Here is a 1,367-nt window from a genome sequence, read left to right as displayed (position 1 = left end):
GCGCTGCCATTCGCGCGTGAGATGCGTCTCGACGCGGGCGAGCGGGCCGCCGGGCGCGCTCATCGGGCGGGGCGCGGCGCGCGGGGCGCCACGGCATGGAACGGGGTCGTCAAGGCGAATTCTCCGTATCGCGGCGCGAGCCGCGGGTTTCTCGGAAGGCGGCGCGAGCCGCGGGGTCTCTCGGAAGGCGGCACTCTAGCGCGCGCCGCGCCGGCGCGGCAAGCGGCATCGGCCGGCAGCGCTGGCGGGGACGGATCGGGCCGGCCTGTGGATAACTCTGTGAAAAACCCGCCCGTCGAAGGCCGCACACGCCCGTCCGGCGGACCTCGAATCGGATGAGAATCATTCCGAAATGTTTAAAACGTTATAAAAATCAAAGCGTTGGCATCAATTGTCTGGCGTTTTGCGGAGATTTTCGGGGATTTTTGCAGGCGAATGACAGAATGTGGACACTTTCATGTTGTGCAATGCGGGGTGCGCCGCTGGACGTCGCGCCGATGTCGGACTATCGTGTCGCGGCCAGCAATCATCCGATCGTCCATGCTTTCCGATTCCTCCTTTGCCGCGCCGGGCGCGGCGCGCGGCGGCGACGAAGTCATCCCCGTCTCGGCGCTCAACCGCGCGATTTCCACGATGCTCGAGCGCTCGTTCCCGCTGCTGTGGGTCGCGGGTGAAGTGTCGAACTTCACGCGCGCCGCGAGTGGCCACTGGTATTTCTCGATCAAGGACCAGCAGGCGCAGATGCGCTGCGTGATGTTCCGCGGCCGCGCGCAGTATGCGGAATTCACGCCGCGCGAAGGCGACCGGATCGAGGTGCGCGCGGTGGTCACGATGTACGAGCCGCGCGGCGAGTTGCAGCTCAACGTCGAGGCCGTGCGACGCACGGGGCAGGGGCGCCTGTACGAGGCGTTCCTGCGGCTCAAGGCGCAGCTCGAGGCCGAGGGCCTGTTCGCGCCCGAGCGCAAGCGGCCGCTGCCCGCGCATCCGCGCGCGATCGGCATCGTCACGTCGCTGCAGGCCGCCGCGCTGCGCGACGTGCTGACGACGCTCGCGCGCCGCGCGCCGCACATTCCGGTGATCGTCTATCCGGCGCCCGTGCAGGGGGCCGGCTCGGCCGAGAAGCTCGTCACGGCGGTCGAGACTGCCAACGCGCGGCGCGAGGTCGACGTGCTGCTCGTGTGCCGCGGCGGCGGCTCGATCGAGGATCTGTGGTCGTTCAACGACGAGGCGCTCGCGCGCGCGATTGCGGCGAGCGAGCTGCCGGTCGTCAGCGGCGTCGGCCACGAAACCGATTTCACGATCGCCGATTTTGCCGCAGACGTGCGCGCGCCGACGCCGACCGGCGCGGCCGAGCTCGCGAGCCCGCA

The 1,367-nt window shown here is 69.1% G+C and carries 1 protein-coding gene; it reads left to right on the top strand.

The window, feature by feature from the left end:
* Positions 1-540 precede the first annotated feature (540 nt).
* Positions 541-1,367: exodeoxyribonuclease VII large subunit (gene xseA / locus G3N94_RS41475; protein ID WP_205799928.1), on the top strand; the 827-nt coding region annotated here is incomplete at its 3' end.

This window comes from Burkholderia sp. Ac-20353, assembly GCF_017104785.1.
Classification (GTDB): Bacteria; Pseudomonadota; Gammaproteobacteria; order Burkholderiales; family Burkholderiaceae; genus Burkholderia.
This window is presented reverse-complemented; position numbering and strand designations above follow the sequence as displayed.